Source organism: Agromyces sp. PvR057 (assembly GCF_040547485.1).
Taxonomy (GTDB): Bacteria; Actinomycetota; Actinomycetes; order Actinomycetales; family Microbacteriaceae; genus Agromyces.
Window position 1 is genome coordinate 538,358 of record NZ_JBEPPT010000001.1, and the last position, 19,785, is coordinate 558,142.

A 19,785-nucleotide genomic window follows, 5' to 3' on the forward strand; every position below is an offset into this window, starting at 1 on the left:
GTCTGCGGCGCACCCGCGACCCCGGGCATTTCTCTCGACGCAGGGGCGGACGGGTTGGCAGAAGGAGTGGACGATTGGACAGGAGCGAGAGCGTGAGAACCGATCCCGAGCGCGGCATCCGCACGGCAGCGCGGTGTGGAGGGGCGATGTTCGCGACCCTCGTCGCCTTGGTGGTGCAGCTGGCCGGTGCCGGCGCCGGAGCAGCCCTGGCCGCCGACGAGCCGACCGTCACCTGGGCGGCGAGCCCGGCGAACGAGGCCGGGCCCGACGGCCGTTCGTGGGTCGAACTGGAACTGGACCCGGGCGAATCGACGAGCGATCACCTCGCGGTCCGCAATCTCGGCGCCGAGGAGATCACCTTCACGCTGGCTGCTGCGGATGGCTACCTCACGCCGACCGGTCGGTTCAACATGCTGCCGTCCGACCAGGAGTCGACCGACGCGGGAACGTGGATCGACATCGCCGAGACCGTCACCGTGCCGCCCGCCGGCACGGAGATCGTGCCGTTCACCGTGGAGGTCCCGGCGAACGCCACGCCAGGGGATCACGCCGCCGGCATCGCCGCCTCGGTCTTCTCCGTCAACTCATCGGAGACGGGGACTCGCCTCGGCGTGGAGAGTCGGATCGGATTCCGGGTGATGACGCGGGTTTCCGGAGCAGTGCAGCCTGCCGTGAACGTGGCCGCCATCAGCGCGGCGTACGACCTGTCGTGGAACCCCTTCGCGCCTGGCGCCATAGACGTGACGACGGAGCTCGAGAACTCCGGCAATGTTCGACTCGAAGTGCCCGTTTCCGCGGCGGAGAAGAGCGGGACGCTGCCCGGCTCGAAGGAGTCCGGAGTGACTGACCCCGTCCAGCTCCTTCCCGGAGATCGGAGATCGACGGTCGTCCACGTCTCGGAGGTCTGGCCGCTGGGATTCGCCATCGTGCCCGTCGAATTCCGGCCCATGGTCGTCGAGCCCGACGGGGGAGTCGCGCCCATGGCGCCCATCTCGCGGGACGTCTTCGTGTGGACCATGCCGTGGCCGCATCTGCTCATCCTGCTTGCAGGGGCGCTCATCGTCTGCGCCCTCCTCTGGGGCCGGCGACGACAGGCGCGCGAGGTCGAGCGACTCGTCCGGGACGCTCAGGAACGGGGGCGTCGCGAGGCGTTGGCGAACGGCGCGCTCGTCGAGACCGGTGCACCTGCCGGGACCGGCGCCTGAGCCCGAACGAGAACGGCGCCGGCTGGATGTCGGGCCGATGAGGACTCAGTCGGCGGGGGTCTCGCGCGGCGGGTTGAACATGAACTCGATGCGGATGCCGTTGTCGTCCTCGACGAAGGCCGCGTAGTAGCGGTCGTTGAACCGCGTGAAGGCCTTCGGGCCGCTGACCGCCGTCCAGCCCGCATCCATCGCGATCGCGTGCAGGCGGTCGACCTCGGCACGCGAGTCGACGGGGAAGGCGAGGTGCTGCCAGCCGACGCGGCCGTGCCGGTGCGGTCCGCTGCCCGGTTCGCGGGTGGGGAGGAGGATCAGCTCGTCCTGGCCGCGGTACCAGGACACGCCGTTGTCGGCATCCTGTCGTGTGCAGCCGAGCGCCGTCATGACGGGATCGAACTGCGCGATCGCGCGGGGCAGGTCGTCGACGGAGATGCCGATGTGGTCGAAGAGACGCATTCGGACATCCTATTCAGGGCCGGTACGCCGTCGGCGAGCCGGTGGAGGAACACCTCGTCTCGGGCAGATGCGGCACGCGCGTCGGCGCTCGGCAGCAGAATCGAAGGGTGACGACACCCGCCGCCGACTTCATCGACCGCACCCTCCAGATGGAGGCATCCGAGGAGCGCGCGATCACGGATGCCGCGCGCATCGGCGGCGGGCTGCGGTTCTACGGCGCCTCGGTGGGAGCGGTGCGGGGCGCCGTGCGAGACGCCCGCCGGCGGCATCCGGAACTCACGCATGACGAGGTCACCGCGCTCGCGTCCGAGCTGTGGTCGGTGCCGGTGTACGAGCGTCGGCTCGCCGCGGTCGTCCTGCTCCAAGGTCAGGTGTCGACCCTGCTCGTCAGCGACTTCACGCGCTTCGAACAGCTGCTCCGCTCGGCGGGGGTGCGAGCGCTCGTCGATCCGCTGATGACGGATGTCGCGCTGCCGCTGCTCGGCCGACTCGACGGGGTCGATGCGGCGCGGGCTCGACGCATCGTCGATCGGTGGGAGGCCGAGGGCCTGGTGGACGGAGAACACCGGCGTTGAATGTCCCGTGTCGCGAGCGTGGCCGGTGCCATGATGTGAGCACGTTTCAGCTCACGATCGGGGGATATGCGTGAAGACAGATCGTGCGAGGAAGTCGGGGCTCCTCGCAACTGCCGTGGTCTCGTTCGCCGTCGTGGTGGCGCTCACCGGATGCGCCGAAGGCGCCGACAGCGTCGAGCGGGCCAAGGCGCAGGTCACCGCGAAGGAGAAGGCGGTGGCGAGCGCCCAGGCCGAGTTCGACTCCGCATCACAGGAGTTCTGCGGAGCGAGCCGCGACTACATCGACGCGCTCGATCGATACGGCGACGTGCTGAACGACACCGCGCCGACCGTCGGCGACGTGCGCGTGGCGGGTGCCGATCTCGCCGGCCCTCGCGACGACGCCTTCGACGGAGCCGAGGCCGCGGTCGACGCGCAGCAGGCCCTCGTGGCCGCGCAGCAGGAGCTCGTCGAGGCGCAGGTGGCCCTGGCCGCAGCCGAGGCCGGACCGACGGGCACTCCCTCGGTCACGGCTCCGAGCCCGGCTCCGACCGCCACGCCGCTGGCATCGGCCACCACGGTCGAGCGGGTGAAGCAGGCCGATGCCGAGTTCGATGACGCGCAGGCCGCCGTCACCGAGCAGACGCCCCTCGCGGAGGCATCCGAGCAGTTCAACAGCGCGGTCGTCGCCCTCGAGATGGCCTGGCTCCGGCTCTTCGCCGAGGCCGGCTGCCTCACCGACGACCAGCAGGTGGAGGCCGTGGCCGCGGTCGGCGCATACACGTACGCACTGCAGCAGGACCTCGCCACCGCCGGCTACTACTCCGGGACGGTCGACGGCGTTTCGGGGCCGCTCACCGTGCAGGCGATCGAGGACCTCCAGGAGGCGAACGGGCTGCCGGTCACCGGAACGGTCGACAAGGCCACCGCGGCGGCGCTCCAGGCCGAACTCGTGGCGCTCGGCGGAGCTGCCGCACAGGACTCGCTGGCCACGACGGCTGCCGTGCAGCAGACGCTGAAGCTCGCCGGCTTCTGGGACGGACCGGTCGACGGGGTGTGGACCGATGAGCTCACCGCGGCCGTGCAGGCGTTCCAGACCGAGCTCGGCGTCGAGCCGACGGGGGCGATCGACGCCGCCACGATCGCCGCCTTCGAGCGCGCGATCGCCGAGCTCACCGCACCGGATGCCGAGCCGAGCACGCCGGCGACCCCGACGAGCACGCCGGCGTCCTGAACCCCGGTCGCGCACGCCGAGGTCGCGCTCGACACCCGGGTCGCGCGCGACACCCGGGTCGCGCGCGATACCCGGGTGGCTCGCGAGACCCCGGCGGGCGCGAGAGCCCGGTGGAAGGATGGGGGCATGGCTGACGACGCGTTCGCAGACCTCGTGAACGAGCTGTACGAGTTGCCGCCCGACGAGTTCACCGCGGCCCGCAACGCCCGCGCGAAGGGGCTGCGGGGGAGCGATCGTGCCCTCGCCGACGCGGTCGGCGAGCTTCGTCGTCCGTCGGCACCGGCCTGGCTCGTGAACCAGCTCGCGCGGCATCGCTCAGACGAGCTGGCGCAGTTGCTCCAGCTCGGCGAGCAGCTTCGCGAGGCGCAGGCGGAGCTCGATGCCTCCGTCCTGGTCGCCCTCGCGAAGGAGCGGCGCACGGTCGTCCGGGCGCTCGCGAGCGATGCGGGCGCGCTCGCCGAAGAGCTCGGGCATCCGGTGCGGGGGCCGGTGCTCGACGACGTCGCCGCGACGTTGCAGGCTGCGATGACGGATGCCGCGGCATCCGATGCGGTGCTCACGGGCCGGCTCACCCGCAGCCTGGAGGCGATCGGGACCGAGGTGGACCTCACCGATGCCGTGGCCGCGTGGTCGCCGGGCGACGGCCCGACCGGTTCGAGCCGGCCCGCGCCCCACGACGAGGTCGGCGAACGTCGGGCGAAGAAGCAGCAGAAGGCCGACGAAGCCGAGGCCGCGAAGCGGGCCGCCGACCTCGCGAAGGCCGAGAAGGCGGCTTCTGTCGCGGAGGATGCCGCGGATGAGGCATCCGCTCGCGTCGATGATGCGCATGCCACCGTCGAGAAGGCGATGTCGGCGCGCGACGAACTGCAGAAGGCCGTGCAGGAGCTCGAAGCGCGCTTCACCGAGGCCGAGCATGCGCTCGCCGAAGCCGAACGCGCGGCGGACGAGCGAGAGCGCGAACACGACGCGGCCGTGCGCGCCGCGGAGGTGGCTCGGGAGGCGGCCGACGAGCTGCGCGCGGCAGATCGCTGACCCGGCCGTCACGGACGGCCGATCGTCGCCGGCCCGTGCGAGACTGCCTCGGTGACGGACATCGAGATGGCGAGCATCGACGGCGGCACCGTCGCACTGCACGACGCGCGCCGCAAGGTGCGCTGGAGCGTCGAGCTCGAGCCGTTCGAGTTCGGCGTGTACCCGGTGACGCAGGAGCAGCTCGCCGAGATGCTCGGCGAGACGGCGTCGCATCCGCGACGGCCGGCGACCGACGTGAGCTGGCTGCGGGCGATCAGGTTCTGCAATGCGGCATCCGAATGGGAGGGCCTCGAGCCCGCCTACACGTACGACGGCGAAGACGTGACCTGGCATGTGGATGCCGACGGCTTCCGCCTGCCGACCGAGGCCGAGTGGGAGTTCGCCTGCCGGGCCGGGTCGACGCGCCCGCACTACGGCCCGCTCGACGAGGTCGCCTGGACCAGCGCCGACGGCGTGACCGCGCCGCAGGACGTCGGCGGCAAGCATCCGAACCTCAACGGGCTCTTCGACACGCTCGGCAACGTCTGGGAGTGGTGCTGGGACCTGCTCGACCCGGCACGCTACGACGCCTACCGCGTGTTCCGCGGCGGCGGATTCGCCGACGACGCGTGGAGCGTGCGCGCCTCGGTGCGCCGCGGGGGAGCGCCGCGCATGCATCATGAAGACGTCGGGTTCCGCGTCGCGCGCGGCGGCTTCGATGCGACGGATGCCGCGCAGGGATGGTCTGCGGCCGCAGACCTCGAGCGGGCCGAGGTCGACGGGCCGCTGCCGTCGGGGTGGACGCCGCGCCGGTCGTGACGCGTGGGCGACAGCCGGCCCTGTGGTGTCAGCCGTCGCTCGCGCGCATCCCGACGGAACCCAGCACCCGCTCGACCGTGAGCTCGAGCACGATCCGATGCGGATTCGGGCGCGGTCGGCGGTAGCGTGCGGCGTAGAGCGCGACCGCGAGCGCGATCGACTCGGGATCGGTGCGGATGCGCGCCGGCCCTTCGAAGCTGATCCAACGCCGCCCGTCGACCGTGTTGACGCTGGCGCGGCCGCTGCGCTCGGCGTTGAGGAACTTCTGCGAGCCACGGCTGCCGATGATGCGCACCATGCCGTCGAGGTACGTGATGCCGACCGGCACCGAGTGGATGCGACCGCGCCGATCGAGGGTCGAGAGCGTGGCGAGGTGGTACTCCGAGAGGAACTCCCGCGCGGTGTCGGTGAGCGCGTCGTGTGGCATCAGAACATCGTAGGCGTCGCTCGGCATGGTTCGGATGACCGTTCGGCGAACCGGAACAGGGGAGTGCTGCCCATACAGCCGACCGCGCCCGGCGTGGTGTGATCGGTACGCGCACAGGGGCGCAGACACACGCGCCGCTCCGGCGGCCGAGAACGGGGACCAGCAGATGAAGAAGCTCAGAAGAGGCATTGCCGGTGGCGCGGTCGCGCTCGCGATCGCGGGGCTCTGCGCCATCGCACCGGCCACGGCGGCGACCGCGTACAGCGGAACGACCGGCAAGGGCTGCACGGCCTACCAGTACTCGCGCGGCGGGTACGCCTCGTGCGTCGCCCAGATCCAGCGGATGCTGAACGGGGTCCAGTCGACCTACGGCCTGGGCAGCGCCCTCGCCGTCGACAACTCGTTCGGTCCGGCGACCGAGGCGCAGGTGCGCAAGTTCCAGAGCTGGGTGCACATCACGTCCGACGGCATCGTCGGCCGCAACACGTGGAACACGCTCTGCTCGTACGCCGGCCAGGTGAACTTCGCCTACTCGGGCGCGAGCGCGGCGAAGCGCACGGCATGGCAGGCCGCGTACGACGCGGGATGCTACGTCGAGCAGCCGGCCGCGGGATCGCCCGGCTACGTCACGATCTCGAAGTACTGATCGGGGGAGAAGGGCGGATGCCGCGTGGCATCCGCCCTTCGTCGTCGCCAACGACCGGTGCTCGGCCAACGCCCAGACCCGAGGCGTTGGATGGTGGAGTACCGCCCGGATCGGCGGGGAGCAGGCGAGCAGAGGAGCGCAAGATGGAGCAGACGATGATGCGGGCACTCGTGCACGACCGGTTCGGCGACCCGGCCGAGGAGCTGTCGGTGCGCGAGGTCCCGGTGCCCGAGCCCGGTGCGGGGCAGGTGCGGGTTCGCCTGCTGCTCTCGCCGATCCACAACCACGACCTCTGGACGGTGCGCGGGACGTACGGCTACAAGCCCGAACTGCCCGCCGTCGGCGGCACCGAGGCGCTCGGCGTCGTCGATGCCCTGGGCGAGGGCGTCGAGCACCTCTCGGTCGGGCAGCGCGTCGTCACGGGCGGCACGCTCGGGGTCTGGTCGGAGTTCTTCATCGCGTCGGCTGCTGGCCTCATCCCGTTGCCGGACGGCGTGCCCGACGAGGTCGCCGCCCAGATCGTGGCGATGCCGTTCAGCGCGGTCAGCCTGCTCGACTCGCTGGCGCTCGAGCCCGGCGACTGGCTGGCGCAGAACGCGGCGAACGGCGCGGTCGGGCGACTGCTCGCCCAACTGGCGCCCGCTCGCGGCATCAACGTGGTCGGGCTCGTGCGTCGTGGCGCCGGCGTCGACGAGCTCAGCGGGCAGGGCATCGGCAACATCGTCGCCACCGATGACGAGGGGTGGCGTGACCGCGTCGCCGAGGTGACGGGCGGCGCCCCGATCCGGGCCGGTGTCGACGCGGTCGGCGGTGCCGCGAGCGGCCAGGTGCTCTCGCTGCTGGCCGAGAACGGCACGCTCGTGGTGTTCGGCGCGATGGCGTCGCCGGTCATGGAGATCCCCTCGGGCGACGTGATCTTCAAGCAGGCGACGGTCAAGGGGTTCTGGGGCAACCGGGTGAGCGCCACCATGGCGGCCGAGGATCGCGCCCGGCTCATGGGCGAGGTCTTCACGCGGCTTCGCGAGGGCGTCATCACCCTGCCCGTCGAGGCCGTCTACGGCTTCGACGAGATCGCGAGGGCGAGCCGGGCGAACTTCGACGCGGGTCGCATCGGCAAGGTCATGCTGCGCCCGTGAGCCGACGCGTGTCTTCCACAGAGTGCGCGCGTTCTCGGAATCTGCACGGAACGGATGCATCGCGACGCCCATGACGCATCGCGTGCCCTAGGGTCTCCCCATGGGTTCAACGGCGACCGCGTATCTCACCGGCTTCGGCGCCTACCTTCCCGGTGATCCGGTCGACAACGACGGCATCGCGGCGAGGCTCGGCGGCGACGACGCGGTGACCGAGCGCATCCGGCGCCGGGTGCTCGAGGCGAACGGCATCCGGCAGCGGCACTACGCGCTCGACGAGCACGGTGAGCCGACCGAGCTCAACGAGCAGCTCGCCGTCAAGGCGCTGCAGGCGGCGCTCGACGACCGCGGCATCCGGGCCGAAGACCTGCGCATGCTGGCGTGCGCGACGACGATGGGCGACGTGCTCGTGCCCGGCTTCGCGTCGATGGTGCACGGGCGGCTCGGCGGAGGTCCCATGCAGACGCTCACCGCGTCTGGCGTGTGCGCCTCGAGCCTCGCGGCGCTCGACGCGGCCGTGAGCAAGATCAGGCTCGGCGACCATCCGCGGGCGGCGGTCGTCGGCTCGGAGCTCTCGAGCCGCAGCCTGCGCCAGCGCCGGTTCGACGGCATCCGGGCGGGCATGGACTCGCACTTCCTGCGGTGGATGCTCTCCGACGGGGCGGGTGCAGCCATCGTCGAGTTCCAGCCGCACCCGACGAAGCCGTCGCTGCGGGTCGACTGGGTGCGGCAGGTCTCGCTCGCGCACGAGCACGACGTGTGCATGCGCGCCGGCATGAGCGGCGCCGAGCCGACCGTCGGCGCGACGTGGCAGGACCTCGACATCGCGGATGCCGAGGCGGCCGGCATGTTCGTGCTCCGTCAAGACGTGAGCATGCTCGACGACCTCGCCGAGGCGGGCTTCCGCCAGTTCGAGGAGCTCGTCGACATCGGACTCGTCGACGTCACGCACCTCGACCACGTCGTCTGCCACTACAGCACGAACGCGTTCCGCGACCTCGCGTTCGACGCGCTGAGCCGCCGTATTCCGAACCTGGACACCGACCGCTGGTACTCGAACCTCGAGACGCGCGGCAACACGGGCTCGGCGAGCATCTTCATCGCCCTCGAGGAGGCCTGGCGCACCGGCCGCTTCCAGCCCGGCGAGACGGTGCTGCTCGCGGTGCCCGAATCGGGCCGGTTCTCGTTCGCCTTCGCCCACCTCACCGTGGTCGCCCCGCCGGGGCAGCCCGCACCGCACCAGCCCGCATCCGACGACCGAGGAGCAGCATGACGACCGACACGACCACCATCAGCACGGCGGATGCCGCGGCATCCGTCGCCGACAGGCTCGCCGACCGCCTGGCCGACGTCTGGGTCGAGCTCGAGGAACGCCTCGACCGGGTGCCCGTGCTCAGCCGGCTGGCCGACGGCACGGTGACCCTGCACGACTACGAGCGGCTGCTCTTCAACCTGCGCCAGCAGGTCGTCGACGGCTCGCCGTGGATCTCACGTGCGGCGTCGAACTTCGACATCGAGCACTTCGAGCTGCGCACGGCGGCGATCCGCCACGCCGAGGAGGAGCACCGCGACTACCTCATGCTCGAGCGCGACTACGTGGCGATCGGCGGCTCGCTCGCCGAGCTGCGCGCCGGGCGCAAGAACCTCGGTTCCGAGGCGCTGTCGGGCTACATGTTCCACTACGCCGACCGGCCGAACCCCACGGGACTGCTCGGCGCGATGTTCATCATCGAGGGCCTCGGCGCGAAGCGAGCCGCCGGCTGGGCCGAGCGGTTCCAGGAGGTGCTCGGGCTCGCCGACAACCAGGTGCACTTCATGCAGTACCACCAGGAGGCCGACAGCGAGCACACCGGCGCCCTCGAGGCGATCCTCACCTCGGGCATGATCGACGAGGCCGCCGCCGACGAGATCGTGCGCTGCGCGCAGGTCGTCGCCCGCCTGTACGCGCTGCAGCTGGAAGAACTGGACACCTGATGGCCGAGCCCGTGCGATCCGACCCGAGCATGTGGGCCGCGGTCGCGGTCGACCCCGCCGTGCCGATCGATCGCACGGTCGTGCGCAAGATCATCGCCGACCAGCGGCGACTCTCGCGGCGGTGGCTGTACCCGCTCGCCCGCCCGTTCTCACGCGTCGTCGTCGCGCTCATCTCGGCCGTGAAGCGCGTGCTGCCGTTCCGGTGGATGCCGCTGACCAGGATGGACCGGCTGTGCATCTGGTACCTGCGGCGGTTCGTCTCGCCCGACGCCGTCGAGCTGCTCATCCGGCACTTCGTCATCGAGACGAACCTCGTGAACTTCGTGCTGCGCAATACGGATGCCGCGATCCCACCGGTCACGCTGCGACCCGTGAGCCTCGCCGAACTCGGCGACCACGCCGTCGTCGAGCACGACGTCAACGTCTACGACGTGCTCATCGCGCTCGACGGCGTTGCGCTGAGGCCGCCCGCTCCGCCGGCGCAGCTCGACTTCGCGGAGCTCGACATCCCGCCGATCGATGCCGAACGGCGACGGCTGCGACTGCTGCGCCTCGACATCCAGACCGCCCTCTGCGTCATGAACATCCCGTTCTCGATGGCGCTCACGATGGAGGAGTACCGCCGGGCCGTGCACTCGATGCGGTTCGACGACTCGTTCCTCGAGATCCTCGCGGTGCTCTGCGACGACGACACGTTCCGGCACTGGAAGAACGGCGAGCTGACCGTCTGGATGGACTCCAACGTCGACGTGCCGCGCATGGTCTACCGGCATGCCCTCATCTGCGAGTACGCGCATGCACACCTCGTGAAGCTCGCGGCCGGAGCGGGGGCGGCGGCAACCGAAGCCTGAACGCGGCCGTCGGGGCGCCGCACGGGCCTCGATCGCCGAGCTCACGCGTCCGCTGAGCTCACGCGATCGTCGAACCGCTCGTGCCCTGAGGTGGCCCCGGGTGCTCGAGCTGCGCTCGCACCGCTCGGTCGACGTTGCCGTGGATGTTGTCGGCGCCGATGCGCTGCAGAACCCCGTCGCGAGCCAGCGTCGTGCTGACAGCCGGCTTCAGGCGGGCGAGGCGGAGGGTGACGTCGGAGTCCTGGGCGAGCACGACGATGTCGTTCATCTTGGCGCACCCCTGCGAGTCGATGAAGTTGATCCCCGCGCAGTCGAGCACGATCCCGGTGAGGTCGGGCGTCGAGTGGATGATCTCGCGGACCCGGTCCTCGAGCGCATCGGAGGTTGCGAAGAAGAGGCCGCCGTCCATCCGGATCACGACGACACCCGGGATCTGCTCGTCGGCGGGATGCTCGCTCACGTCGCGGAAGACCTGGGTGCCCCGCTGCCGTGCGAGGGTCGGGATGTTGGGATGCGTCGCGACCCCGATGAGCCAGAGGACGGACAGTCCGATGCCGATCATCACGCCCGCGAGGACGCCGAAGGTCAGGGTGCCGACGATCGCGGCGATGGCGATCCAGAAGTCGAAGGGCTGCACGCGGGCGAGGCGGCGCATCTCGGGGATGTTGATCATGCCCATCACGACGGCCTCGATGATCAGGGCGGCGAGGACCGGTTTGGGGAGGCCCGAGAAGATCGGCGCCAGCACCAGCAAGGTCAACAGGACGGTGAGCCCCGAGGTGATCGACGCCAGTCCGGTTCGGGCGCCCGCGTGGTCATTGAGCGAACTCGCCGACAGGCTGGTCGAGACCGGCATGCCCTGGAAGAGGCCGGCACCGGCATTGGCGACTCCCTGGGCGATCGACTCCTGGTCGATGTCGACCTGGTAGCGGTGCTTGGCGGCGAACATCCTCGCGTCGCCGGCGGTCTGCGAGAAGCCGATCAGCACGAGCGCGACCGCGGCGATCCCGACCGTGGCCGCGTTGTCCCACATGAGGCCGAGGTCGGGCACCGCCAACGAGGGCAGGCCGCGCGGCACGTCGCCGACGAGCGCAACGCCGCGGGCCCCGAGATCGAGGAGCCACGAGGCGAGCAGGCCGCCGACCACGAGCACCAGCGCACCGGGCATCCGAGGCGCGAACCGGCCGACGCCGAAGACCACGACGAGCGACACGACCCCGACGATCAGCGTGGTCCAGTGCGTCTCGTCGAGCGTGCCGAACCACGACCACAGTTCCTGGATCGCGTTGGAGCCCTCGGGGTCGGTGCCGGTGAGCTTCGGGAGCTCGGAGATGACGACGTCGACGGCGGCCCCGAACAGGAACCCGGTCACCACCGCCCGTGAGAGGAACTGCGCGATCCATCCCATCCGGAGCACGAACAGGAGCAGGAAGAGCACGCCGGATGCGAGCGTGATGCCCGCGACGAACGAGGCGATGTCGGCCTGGTCGGAGAGTCCAGTGGCGAGCACGGCGCTGCCCGCGACGGCCGCCAGCGCCGAACTCGGTCCCATGGAGATCTGGCGGCTGGTTCCGAAGATCCCGTACAGGATCGCGCCGGCCGCCGCTGCGTAGAGGCCGTTCTGCAGCGGCACCCCGGCGATGCCCGCGTAGCCGAGGTTCTTCGGCACGATCAGGGCCGCGACCGTCACCCCGGCGATCAGGTCACCCGCGAGCCATCGGCGGTCGTACCCGCGGATCCAGCCCAGCAACGGGATGAATCGGGCGACCCCGGGTCGCCGGTGCTGGTCGGGGGCGGCATTCATCGCACGCGCTCCCGCTCGCCGACGTGGCCGTTCATGGATACATCATGGCCGGTCGGCGACGATCGGGGTAGGGCGACGGGTCGGATGTCGCGGCATCCGACCCGTCGTCGAACACCTGATCAGCGCGCGGCGACGACCGCGAACTCGGGGAGGACGTCGGTGGACGGTCGGAGGTTCGGGTCAGCCGCAGCTCCGGGCGGCGTATCCGGCCGAGACCGTGTCGGTCGCCGAGGGGTCGGCACCGGTCGCGGTGACGGTCGCCGTGCCGGCGGGCAGCGCGACGAGTCGGCTCGAGAAGCTCGCGCTGGCCGAGGCGCCGGCGGCGAGGGACGCCACCTGCTTCGCTCCGTACGGCGTCTCGATGTCGACGGCGACGGGCTCGTCGGACTCGTTCGTCGCGGTGACGGCGAGCACGGCCTTGCCGGCGACGCACCGGCTGGTCGCGACCGCCGACACCTCGACCTGCCCGCCGATCAGCTGCGGCGCGACGCTCGTGAGCGTCGGCTGCACGACCTGGAAGAGTCCATCGGCCCCGATCGTCAGCCTGTCGATCGTCGTCTCGCGGTGGGTGCCGTCGCCGTTCGGCATGGCGAAGCGGTGATACGCGATGTACCAGTCGTCGGTGCCCGGCACGTTGATGATCGAGCTGTGTCCGGGGCCCTTGATGCCGAGCGAGAGGTCCTTCGCCAGGATCACGCCCCGGTAGGTCCACGGTCCGGTGACGCTCGTCGAGGTGGCGTAGCCGACCCGGTAGTTCTCCGAGCCGGTGTCGTCGATCGAATAGGTCAGGTGGTAGAGCCCGTCACGGTAGTTCAGGAACGTGCCCTCGCGGAACGAGGTGAGCCCGCTGATCGCCGCGATCGTGCCCGGCTTCAGCGAGAGCATGTCGTCGCTCAGCTCGGCGAAGACCGGGCTGCCGTTGCCCCAGAACAGGTAATACTTGCCCGACACCGGGTCGTGGAACGCGGCCGGGTCGATGGCCTGGCCCGACGTGACGGCCTCGTTGTTCAGCACCATCGCGGTCGGCTGGGCGGTGAACGGACCCTCGGGGCTGTCGGCCACGGCCACGCCGATCGTCTTGCGGTTGAGCGACGCGTTGTGCCCGCTGAAGTAGAAGTAGTACTTGCCGCCGCGCTCGATGATCGTGGGCGCCCAGGCATTGCCCGTCGCCCACGGCACGTTGCCGTTCGCCCCGTCGAGGGTGAGGAACGGTTGGGCGGATCGCGTCCAGTTCACGAGGTCGCCCGACTTCCAGACGTAGAAGTCCTTGCCTCCCCAGCCGGCGGTGCCGTCGGTCGTCGCGTAGATGTAGTACGTGTCGCCGAACACCGCGATGTTCGGATCGGCGTACAGCCCCGGCAGCACGGGGCTGTTCACGGACTGGGCCGACAGCGTCCAGGTCGAGGTCGCGCCGCCCTGCGCCGTGAGGGTGTACGTGACCGGCGAGGTGAGGTCGACCGTCGTGCCCGACGCGGGGGAGACGGTCACGCCCGCGGCGGCGACGAACGTCGGGGCGAGCGCCGAGACATCCGTGCCCGGCTTCACCGGGAGGATCGCCGTGTGCGTCGTGCCGTTCACGATCGCGCCGAGCCTCAGCCGCGTCGGGTCGGTCAGCGAGAGGTCCGTCAACTGGTCGGTCGCGCCGGCATTCGTGAGCACCTCGGATGCCGAGAGGGCCCGGTCGAACACCTGCACGTCGTCGAACGATCCCTTGAAGTACTCGTCGGCCGCGTAGAGCGACTTGCCGAGGTAGCCGTACTGGTTCGAGCCGAGACCCGCCACCGTCGTGCTCAGCGCCGCGTTCTCGCCGAGGTTCGCGCCGTCGACGTAGACGGTCATCTTCATGCCGTCGAAGACCACGTCGTAGTGATGCCATGCCCCGTTCGTGGTCGCGCCGGTGACGGCCGACTCGTTCTGCCACGATGCCTTCGTGATGGCGCTGCGCACCTCGGCCCCGCGCAGCCGAAGGTAGTAGTAGTTCGTCGTGTCGGTGCCGAAGGCGAACGTGAAGAAGTTGCCGCTCGTCTTCTCGCCCTTGATGTCCATCGAGACGGTCATGTTCGAGCGGCCGTCGAAGAAGCCCCTGGGGAACGCCGCGAAGCCGTTCGTCGTGCCGTCGACGCGCAGCACCTTGCCCCGATCGGCGTCGGTGACCACCGCGGCGGTGCCCGACGCGGTCAGGTCGGAGGCACCGACGGCATCCTGCAGGGTGCCGTCGTCGAAGGAGTACGACGCGATCGGCTCGGGTGGCGGTGCCGTGTCGGCGGCCACGGCCGGCATGCCCGCGAAGAGGGTCGACGCCACGGCGGCGCCGACGATGACGGATGCCGCGGCGGTGCGCCGGACACCGGTTCGGCGCGGGAGCCGCGCGGGGGTTCGATCACCGGATGGGGAAGAGTGCATCATCGGTCTCTCTGTTCGTCGGTTCGGTTCGGTTCGGATCGGTCATGATGAAGGCGCCGCCCCGCGGGGGGAGACGGCGCCTTCGTCATCGCATGGGCTGCGGATGCCTCAGCAGCTCGTCGCCGCGTACGCCGCCGTGGTGTTCAGCGAGCGTGCGGTGTCCGCCGGATCGGCTGCCGTGACGTTCACGGTGCCTGCGGCGATCGTCTTCGCTCGGGTCGAGAACGACGCGCTCGCCGACTCGTCGGCGTCGAGGGCGAACGACTTCGACCCGAAGGCGCTCGTCGCCGTGGCGTCGAGGGCGACCTCGTCGGCATTGCGCACCGTGGTCACGACCACGGCCTTGCCCGCGACGCATCGCGTCGAGGCGGTCGCCGCGATCGCCGCCGGGGCGACGGGGTCGGCCGCGACCGAGGAGACCCGGTACCGCTGGCAGTCGTTGTTCAGCACGCTGTACTGGTGGATGCGGGTGGCATCGGCGGCCGCGCAGAACGAGAGGTCGAGCGCCTTCAGGCTGGTGCCGTTGCGGAACTCGACGACCCCGTCGTTGCCGACGAGCACGCGCCAGGTGCTTCCGGCGATGCCGCAGGCGCCCTGCGTGACGGTCGCCGAGTCGGCCGAGGAGCCGCCCGTGACCGACAGGCACTTCGCCGGTGCCGAGCCCAGGTGGATCTCGGACTCGCCGTTCGCCGCGGCCGTGAACGTCACGCCCTGGCATGCGGCGCCGACGTACTCGCGCTGCTGCAGGATCGCGCCGTCGGCGGTCGAGCAGCTGGGCAGGTCGAACGACTTGCCCGAGGCCATCGAGGTCACGACGACCGATCCGGCGGGGCGCAGCGCCCAGTCCTGACCGGCCGACGCGTTCGCGGTCGCCTGCACGACCGCGGACCCGGCCGCGGTGGCGGCCGCCGTGTCGAGCACCTTGCCGCTGGTGCGGCTCGTGAGCGTCGACCAGCCGCCGGTCGTCTGGGCGACCGACCACTGCTGGCAACCCGTCGTGACGAACGGCGTCTGCACGACCCCGGCGCCCTGGGCGATGCCGCAGCCGACCGGGCCGAGCGACGTGCCGCTGACCGCGTTCACGATGCGCAGGTATCCGTCGCCCGTGGTGTCGAGCACGAACCGCGACCGCGACGAGGCGCAGTCCCCCTGCACGAGCGCCGCGCCGGCCTCGGCGGACGGCACCGTGGCGCAGAGCCCGGTGCTGCGGCTCACCAGGTTCCACCTGGCGCCCTCGACCTGTGCCGTGATCGGCGCGTTCTCGCCGCTGGGCACCTGCACCTGCGTGCTCGTGGCCTGCGGAACGCCGAAGTCGGGCTCACCGGCATCCGACCAGTCGACGATCTGCGCGCGCGCCGACCGTTCACGACTGCAGCCGCCGTCGGCACGCGCATTGGCGTGGTAGAGGTTCCACGTCTCGGTGCCGTCTGGCGACTCGAAGAAGTCGTTGTGGCCGGTGCCGTAGACCCCGTTCGCCTTCGAGAAGACGGGGCCGTCGCTCTTCTGCCACGAGGCCTGGAGCACGGGATCGCCGCCGAGGTACTCGAGCGTGCCGAGCTGGTAGTCCTCGGTGCCGCAGAAGCTCGCCGAGTAGACGATCCACGTCTTGCCGTCCTTCTGCAGCGGGATCGGACCCTCGTTCACGGGCTGGCCGATGACCTCCCAGCTCTCGGTGGGCTGCGACAGGATGTTGAGCGATCCGGTCGCGGTCCACGGGTTCGCCATACGGGCGATGTAGTTGCTCTGCAGCCCATCGGGCGCGAACGCCGACCAGGTCACGAACAGCTCGCCGTTCAGCTGCAGGTAGGCGCCGTCGATGTTCCAGGCGTCGGTCGGGATCGGACGGCCCTTGTACGTGTACGGCCCCATCGGGTCATCCGCCGCGCTCTCGATGACCTGCAGGTGCTGGGTGCCGTAGTTTCCCGAGACGCCCATCGTGTACATGAGGTACCAGCGCCAGCCGTTCGGCCCCTCGAGGCGCTGCAGCTCGGGCGCCCACATGTTGCCGTTGCGGCCGGTGTTGGTGTCGGAGTACACGGTCACCGGCTTGGTGGTGCCGAGCCCGGCGAGCGTCGGCGCCTTGCGCATGACGACCTTGTTGTCCCACGTCGTCGACACCATGTAGTAATTGCCGTCGTGGAACTCGATCGTCGGGTCGGCCGTGTCGGGCGCGAGCGGATTGGTGAACGTGTCGGAGCCGATCGCCTCGGCCGCGGGCGCCTGCGCGGTGTCGAGGGCGGTGAGGCCCGTCACGCCCCCGATCGCCAGCGCGGCGACCAGGGCCGTGTGCATCAGGTTCCGGATGCCGCGGGGCGCGCGCCTCAGCACGAGCGGCCCTCATACGCGGCGGTGACCGCCACGCCGTCGACCGTCGCCGTGACCTGCCCGGCGGGCACGGTCGCGAGGCGGCTCGAGAACGTGACCGACTGGGTCGTACCCGCCGCGAGCGTGATGACGCGCTCGCCGTAAGCCGACGAGACCGAGACGCTCGCGCTCTGCGATGCCCGGTTCGTCGACTTCGCGACGAGCGTGACCTTGCCGGCGACGCAGCGGGTCTCAGCGGCCACCTCGACGCCCGGCGTGACGGTCACGGTCGCCGTGACCGGCATCCGCGAGTCGTCCTGCGCGACGCCGCGCACGGTGAACGTGCCGGGGGCCGCGTAATCGCCGGCGGGCACGGACGCCCAGACGACGTCGGCCTGCTTCTCGCTGCCGTCGGCCGTCGTGAGCGAGGCCTTCGGCAGCACCGGCGCGACACCGGCTCGGGTGGTCACCGCGATCGGGTCCACCTCGGCGACGGCGACGGCCGGGGCGTACGCCTCGAGCACCTTCTGGTACTCGGCGCGCGTCACCGGGATCACGGTGCCGTGTCGCGGCTTGCCGCCGTCGCTGTTCTGCGGCAGGTTCGCCCGCAGCGTCGTGCCGAGCGGCTGCCACGACGAACCATCGGCGATGTCGCCCGACCCGAACGGGATGTAGTGGTTCGGACCGCCGTGGTACGACGGCTGGTCGATGAAGAGGTACCACTCGAAGCCGTTGACGTCGCCGGGGTTCGACGGGAAGATGCTCGGCCCCTCGCCGCTCGAGTACGTTCCGCCGGGCTCGCCGTTGGGCAGTCCGGTCGCGATCTTCTCCTTCACGAGCGTCCACTGGTCGGCCGCGCCGGAGGTGCCGGGCAGCGTGCCGCTGATCGTGGCGAGTAGGTCGGTCGACTTCTCCTCGCGGATCGTCATCGACGCCTCGTCCTTCGTGAAGCGGTAGAAGATGCCGTCCTGCTCGGCGACGGTCGAGTCGATGAGGCCCAGGCCGGTGCCGCGCTTGACGTCGGACCAGACCTGCGGCTCCGAGAACGTGACGAAGTCGTCGGTCGTGGCGTAGACCATGCGGTTGTACGTGACGGCCGTGCGCGACGCCGCGTTGGTGTCGGGGTAGAGGTTCGACGCCCAGAACACCACGTAGCGGCCGAGCTCGTCGTCCCAGTAGGCCTCGGGTGCCCAGGTGTTGCCGGCGTACGGCGTCGAGACCTGGATGTGCCGCTGGTTCGACCAGTTGACGAGGTCGGTCGACTCCCACACCTCGATCGCGAGCGAGCCCGAGATCTGCGCGGTCGTGAAGCCGCCGGCGAGCCCGGCGACCTTCAGGTCGGTGGCGAGCATGTAGAACTTGTCGCCCTCGTGCGAGCGGATGATGAACGGGTCGCGGAGGCCCGTCGTGCCCTGCGTCGAGGTGAAGATCGGCTCGCCGTCGTTCAGCGTGTTCCAGCGCAGTGCGTCGTTGCCCTTCGAGGCCGCGAGGCTGACGCGCTCGGCGCCGGCGCCCTCGCCGGTGAAGAACGCCCAGACGTAGGCCTCGGGGTCGTCGGCATCGGCGGGCTTCGCCGGCACGGTCAGCGCGAACGTGCGCGCGGTCGTCGCGGCGCCGCTCGTCGCGGTCGCGGTGAGCTCGACCTCGGCGGAGGCCGCGGGGCGCGTGATCGTGATCGTGGCGGTGCCCGCCTTGACCCCGCCACGCACGGTCGCGACCGTGGCGCCGTCGGTCACGGCCCAGCTGATGGCGGAGCCGTTGGCTCCGACGGTCGGCACCGAGAAGCTCGTGCGCACGTCGCCCGCCGAGACCGGCAGCGCAATGGCCGCGGCGTCGGCGTCGACCTTCGCCTGGTCTGAGAGCTGTGCGGGCACGGTCACGACGAAGGTGCGCGTCGCGGTCGCGCCGCCCGCGGTGAAGGTCGCCGTCAGCGTGACCGTGGCGTCGGCCGAGCCGCCCGGGGGGCGGATGACTGTCGCGGCGCCGCCGGTCACGGCGATCGCCGACGAGTCGGAGGCCCACGAGATGGCCGCGCCGTGGCTCGCCGTCGGCAGCGTGAAGTTCGCGGTCGCCGATGAGGCGACCGAGACCGCGGCAGTCGCACCGGTCAGTGCCTGGTCGGCGAAGAGCTGCTGCACGGTGGCCGAGTCGAGGGCGGCGCCGTACACCGCGTAGTCGCCGACCGATCCGGCCCAGCCGTTGTCGGCGTAGGTCGAGCGGCCGAGGTACGACACGAGGTTCGAGCCGAACGACGACACGTTGCGCGCGATCGCGACCTGACTGATCTGGGCGCCGTTGACGTAGGTCGTGAGCTTGCCCGCGACGCCGTCGATGACGCTCGTGTACAGCGCCATGCCCGTCGGCGTCTTGATGCCGGTGGTGGCCGCGTTCGTGGCGCCCGCGCCGACCTCGGTGCCCCACGGCGCGGTCGCGCTGACCGTGTTCGTCAGCGCGGACTTCACGTAGCCGCTCGGGTTGGTCGGGTTCAACAGCCAGTAGGCGCTGGAGTAGGAGGCGCCGGATGCCACGGGCGCGCCGAGGAACGCGGCGGCGACGTTGGCGGGGCCGGTGCGGTTCTCGAGCCAGGTCGAGACGGTGAGCTGGGTCTTGCCGACGAGCCCCGCGCTCGGGATCTCGACGTAGCCGGCGGTCGCTCGCGCACCGCCCGGGAGCGACAGCGCGCCGCCGTCGACGGTCGCGCCCGTCTGCTTGATGACGCCGTCGTAGCCGTTGCCCGAGGTGTCGGCGACGACCCCTGCAGCAGCGGCGTCGAAGGTGTAGTGGATCAGCGGGGCCGGCGCCTCGGCGGCGTCGGCGGACTGCGGGGCGATGGCCCCGACGGCGGCGAAGGCGGCGGCGGCCGCCACGACGGCGGCCCCCGTCCGCAGCTTCCGCACGAAGGTGTCGTGCATGTCACTCCAATGTGTGTGGTGGTGCGGTGTGGTGGGCCGGCGCGTCGAGCCGCCG

Annotated in this window: 16 protein-coding genes; 10 read left to right on the forward strand and 6 right to left on the reverse strand. The window is 70.9% G+C overall.

Going from position 1 to position 19,785, the window contains the following annotated elements; all coding sequences use genetic code 11:
- Positions 1 to 146 precede the first annotated feature (146 nt).
- Entirely contained in the window at positions 147 to 1,205 is a 1,059-nt protein-coding gene (locus tag ABIC29_RS02420; RefSeq protein WP_354242379.1) for a WxL protein peptidoglycan domain-containing protein, read from the forward strand.
- 45 nt (positions 1,206 to 1,250) lie between these two features.
- Here the strand turns inward: ABIC29_RS02420 and ABIC29_RS02425 are convergent, their stop codons facing one another.
- Positions 1,251 to 1,658 carry a VOC family protein gene (locus ABIC29_RS02425; protein WP_354242382.1) on the reverse strand — a complete coding sequence of 136 codons (408 nt, stop codon included), beginning with the start codon at positions 1,656 to 1,658 and terminating at the stop codon, positions 1,251 to 1,253.
- 107 nt (positions 1,659 to 1,765) lie between these two features.
- On the opposite strand from ABIC29_RS02425, the gene ABIC29_RS02430 reads away from it, so the two are divergent.
- From ABIC29_RS02430 to ABIC29_RS02445, 4 genes are all read left to right on the forward strand, one after another.
- A complete protein-coding gene (locus ABIC29_RS02430) occupies positions 1,766 to 2,233 on the forward strand; it encodes a DNA alkylation repair protein (RefSeq protein WP_354242385.1) in 468 nt (155 codons plus the stop codon).
- A 70-nt stretch (positions 2,234 to 2,303) separates the two neighbouring features.
- Positions 2,304 to 3,446, forward strand: a complete 1,143-nt coding sequence (locus tag ABIC29_RS02435) for a peptidoglycan-binding domain-containing protein (protein ID WP_116080685.1) — start codon at positions 2,304 to 2,306, stop codon at positions 3,444 to 3,446.
- Positions 3,447 to 3,572: 126 nt separating this feature from the next.
- Positions 3,573 to 4,478, forward strand: coding sequence for a transposase (locus tag ABIC29_RS02440; protein WP_354242388.1), 906 nt, complete (start codon positions 3,573 to 3,575; stop codon positions 4,476 to 4,478).
- 51 nt (positions 4,479 to 4,529) lie between these two features.
- Positions 4,530 to 5,276 (forward strand): formylglycine-generating enzyme family protein, encoded by a 747-nt coding sequence (locus ABIC29_RS02445; RefSeq protein WP_354242391.1) that lies wholly within the window; start codon positions 4,530 to 4,532, stop codon positions 5,274 to 5,276.
- Between the two features lie 28 nt (positions 5,277 to 5,304).
- Here ABIC29_RS02445 and ABIC29_RS02450 read toward each other — a convergent pair whose 3' ends face one another.
- A complete protein-coding gene (locus ABIC29_RS02450) occupies positions 5,305 to 5,703 on the reverse strand; it encodes a pyridoxamine 5'-phosphate oxidase family protein (RefSeq protein WP_116082247.1) in 399 nt (132 codons plus the stop codon).
- 166 nt (positions 5,704 to 5,869) lie between these two features.
- Here ABIC29_RS02450 and ABIC29_RS02455 point away from each other — a divergent pair, with 166 nt between their 5' ends.
- The 5 genes from ABIC29_RS02455 to ABIC29_RS02475 all read left to right on the forward strand — a co-directional run bounded on the left by ABIC29_RS02455 (position 5,870) and on the right by ABIC29_RS02475 (position 10,307).
- On the forward strand, positions 5,870 to 6,349 hold the full coding sequence (locus ABIC29_RS02455) for a peptidoglycan-binding domain-containing protein (RefSeq protein WP_158551741.1): 480 nt from the start codon (positions 5,870 to 5,872) through the stop codon (positions 6,347 to 6,349).
- Between the two features lie 158 nt (positions 6,350 to 6,507).
- Positions 6,508 to 7,485, forward strand: a complete 978-nt coding sequence (locus ABIC29_RS02460) for a zinc-binding dehydrogenase (RefSeq protein WP_354244579.1) — start codon at positions 6,508 to 6,510, stop codon at positions 7,483 to 7,485.
- A 100-nt stretch (positions 7,486 to 7,585) separates the two neighbouring features.
- Positions 7,586 to 8,755: a 3-oxoacyl-[acyl-carrier-protein] synthase III C-terminal domain-containing protein gene (locus ABIC29_RS02465; protein WP_116080688.1), complete on the forward strand. Its 1,170-nt coding sequence runs from the start codon at positions 7,586 to 7,588 to the stop codon at positions 8,753 to 8,755.
- Positions 8,752 to 9,456: an iron-containing redox enzyme family protein gene (locus ABIC29_RS02470; RefSeq protein ID WP_354242396.1), complete on the forward strand. Its 705-nt coding sequence runs from the start codon at positions 8,752 to 8,754 to the stop codon at positions 9,454 to 9,456. Before ABIC29_RS02465 ends, ABIC29_RS02470 begins: the two co-directional genes overlap by 4 nt.
- Positions 9,456 to 10,307, forward strand: a complete 852-nt coding sequence (locus tag ABIC29_RS02475; protein WP_354242398.1) for a DUF6999 family protein — start codon at positions 9,456 to 9,458, stop codon at positions 10,305 to 10,307. The genes ABIC29_RS02470 and ABIC29_RS02475 overlap by 1 nt, the downstream gene beginning before the upstream one ends.
- Positions 10,308 to 10,365: 58 nt before the next feature.
- On the opposite strand, the gene ABIC29_RS02480 is transcribed toward ABIC29_RS02475, so the two are convergent.
- From ABIC29_RS02480 to ABIC29_RS02495, 4 genes are all read right to left on the reverse strand, one after another.
- Complete coding sequence (locus tag ABIC29_RS02480) at positions 10,366 to 12,111, reverse strand: SulP family inorganic anion transporter (protein ID WP_354242401.1); 1,746 nt, start codon at positions 12,109 to 12,111, stop codon at positions 10,366 to 10,368.
- A gap of 180 nt (positions 12,112 to 12,291) precedes the next feature.
- Positions 12,292 to 14,514, reverse strand: coding sequence for a family 43 glycosylhydrolase (locus ABIC29_RS02485; protein WP_354242404.1), 2,223 nt, complete (start codon positions 14,512 to 14,514; stop codon positions 12,292 to 12,294).
- 108 nt (positions 14,515 to 14,622) lie between these two features.
- A complete protein-coding gene (locus tag ABIC29_RS02490; protein WP_354242407.1) occupies positions 14,623 to 16,806 on the reverse strand; it encodes a family 43 glycosylhydrolase in 2,184 nt (727 codons plus the stop codon).
- A gap of 29 nt (positions 16,807 to 16,835) precedes the next feature.
- Positions 16,836 to 19,730, reverse strand: coding sequence for an immunoglobulin-like domain-containing protein (locus ABIC29_RS02495; RefSeq protein ID WP_354242410.1), 2,895 nt, complete (start codon positions 19,728 to 19,730; stop codon positions 16,836 to 16,838).
- Between the last annotated feature and the right edge of the window lie 55 nt (positions 19,731 to 19,785).